The sequence below is a fragment of the Undibacterium sp. GW821-FHT11B02 genome (assembly GCF_058808955.1).
In genome coordinates, this window is the sequence record NZ_JBXASD010000031.1 from 1 (window position 1) to 2,556 (window position 2,556).

The 2,556-nt window shown below is 56.1% G+C and carries 4 protein-coding genes; 1 reads left to right on the forward strand and 3 read right to left on the reverse strand.

Translation table 11 applies throughout. From position 1 onward, the window contains the following. The 3 genes from AC1RVX_RS29950 to AC1RVX_RS29960 all read right to left on the reverse strand — a co-directional run. On the reverse strand, positions 1-314 hold a 314-nt coding region (locus AC1RVX_RS29950), incomplete at its 3' end, for a tautomerase family protein (protein WP_493220236.1). Between the two features lie 63 nt (positions 315-377). Continuing rightward, positions 378-788 (reverse strand): hypothetical protein, encoded by a 411-nt coding sequence (locus AC1RVX_RS29955; protein ID WP_493220237.1) that lies wholly within the window; start codon positions 786-788, stop codon positions 378-380. A 163-nt stretch (positions 789-951) separates the two neighbouring features. Beyond that, on the reverse strand, positions 952-1,935 hold the full coding sequence (locus tag AC1RVX_RS29960; protein ID WP_493220238.1) for an MBL fold metallo-hydrolase: 984 nt from the start codon (positions 1,933-1,935) through the stop codon (positions 952-954). Positions 1,936-2,209: 274 nt separating this feature from the next. Between AC1RVX_RS29960 and AC1RVX_RS29965 the strand changes: the two genes are divergently transcribed. Beyond that, positions 2,210-2,556: winged helix-turn-helix transcriptional regulator (locus tag AC1RVX_RS29965; protein WP_493220239.1), on the forward strand; the 347-nt coding region annotated here is incomplete at its 3' end.

Consider the following 2,556-nt stretch of genomic DNA (forward strand, 5'->3'; position numbering starts at 1 on the left):
ACATCGTCCTGGCTGACGCCAACCTTTTCTACTGCATATCGGGTAACCAACTCCGCGAGCTTGCGTTTCTGCTCCACCGTCCTGCTCGTACCGGACGTCACTGTCACGACCATGCGCTTGTCGGATCTCGCCACGTTAGGAAAAGTCGGATGGACGAAGAATTCATCGTCCTTGTGCTCACTGATGATGACGAAACGGTCATCCATGGGGGTATCCATGGCTTCATGAAGAGCGAGATTTAAGGCATCCGCCAGAGCCCGTTTCTCTTCGCTTGAGAACTTTTGAGCCGGAATGTGGGCGTGAAATATTGGCATGAGTGTTTCCTCGGTTGTGCTGTTCAGGTTAAATGAGGCAATGAAGTTGGCTGTTTTCCCGGCTTAGCTAAAGAAGTCCTGGCCGAGTGTTCCATCGAGTCGCTCCTTGAGGCCAGATGAGAACTCACGAACGACGGGAAACGGGCTTTGGAAGAGCTTGATGTTGTTGATGAGGCCAGACTCATTCCGAGTGAGTATGGTGACGCCGGCGACCGGCTTGCCATCGTGGATGGCATCCCACTCAAGGTAAGTCTTCGCGCCGTCAACCGTCTCCGCAGTGAACACGAAGTGTTCGTACATCGTGCTCGTCGCAGTAAAGAACGCCCCGATGAGTGTCGGGCCGACCACGGCCTTGCTGAGGGCTGAGGTCTGAAGGCTGGCGTCAGCGGTGAACGACGCTGCGAAATCGCTCGTTCCTTTCTTCTTGACGATTTGCATCCATGCCGTTGCTGGCGTGTTGGTGTCGGTAGTCATTACAATCTCCTAGGTTGGTGTCAGTAGTTATTACAATAAGTCCATTGCATGTCTGCGACTTCTATCGCTCGAGATGCATGATGAGAAACTCGCCGGCCCTCTGCAGCGCGTCGTGGGCTTGAGGCAAAGAGGCTGGGGGATGAGTCGTAGGTCATGGTTCAACTCACTTCAGGTTGAGGAAGGTTGCCGGTACCCAGTCGTAGCCAACGCCGGTGTCGGCCTTGCGAACACGGCCCAGGCCGGGGAACGGCATGTGGGCGGCGGCAATCATCGTCTTGTCCGCAGCGAGTTTCACCAGAAGGTCTTCACGCGTTTTGATGGCCATCGCGCTGTCTGAGTCGAAGGCGATGCCGATTTCCGGGTGCGGCATCTGGACGGCGATGACGTGAGCGACGTCGCCCCAGACCAGCAGCGACTGGCCCTTTGAGGAAATCATGTAGCCGGTGTGACCGGGCGTATGGCCAGGAATGGCATATGGTGCGATGCCGGGGATGATTTCGTCCACGCTCTCGAACGGCTTCCATTTGCCTGCAGCGATGTAAGGCGCGGCGCCATCCTGTGCTATCGTGAAGAAGACTTTTGCTTCTTCCGGGGCCTTGGCGGTGATTTCCTTCGACAGCCAGAAGTCGGCGTCGGCCTTCTTCATCATCACGGTCGCGTTCGGGAAGACGCGTTTCCCGTTTTCGTAGATTCCGCCAGCATGGTCTGCGTGAAGATGAGTCACCAGCACCAGATCAACCTGCTCCGGCTTATAGCCGGAAGCCTTCAAGTTCTGCACGAGCTTGCCCAGCGTGGGGCCACCCCAGTGGCCACCTGCACCCGTATCGATGAGAACGAGCCTGGAGCCGGTGTTGACGAGGTAGCCTTGGACGGTGGCCGAGACATTCTTGGGATCATTTTGGAAGGAGCGCGCCAGGAGGGACTGGATGAGCGCCGGGTCGCCATGCAGGAGGCTGGAGTCAATGGCGCCGCCGCCGTCATGAAGAGCAGTGACTTCATAGTCGCCAATCATCGTGCGATAGAAGCCCGGAACCTGCTTGTGCTGCATCGGCGCTGCAGCTTGGGCGGGTGCTACAGCAACGAAGGTGCCAGCGAATGCTAACGATATCGCGAGCACGGTACGCGAAATAGTAGTGGTGAGTTTCATAGTGTTTCCTAATAATTGCGTGTAGCGGGTATGCACGTGCATACATAGGTAATGATCTTTAGCGGAACGTCAGCCCATCGTGCCATGTCGTTGTTGCCATCTTTCCGGCCACCCGCACTACCGAATTGCCGCCGTAATCCCCGATGCAAGTCACACGCATGTTCGATTCCTCTGCCGATCCGCCAGGATCCTTTAATCAACTTGCAAAGTGCAAGTGGTTGAATAATAGCCTCACCTCTTGCATAATGCAAGTAGAAATTTAAGGAGAATAGCTGTGCCACAAACAAGACGATCGGGCTGCCCGATCAACCTGACGCTTGAGCAGATCGGCGACCGCTGGAGCCTGATCGTTATCCGTGATGTTATGTTCGAGAACAGGCGCAGCTATGGCGCCCTGCTGGAGCAAAACAAGGAAGGCATCGCGTCGAACATCCTCGCAAGCCGGCTGAAGCACTTGACCGCGTCTGGCCTGCTGACACGGTGTCCGGATCCGAATCATCAGCAGAAAGGAATCTATAGCCTCACGGAAGCAGCCATACAACTTGTACCTCTGCTCGCACATATGGCTGCCTGGGGCCTTCGGCATACGCATCCGAGCAAGGAAGCGTCTTTGCGCGGGGA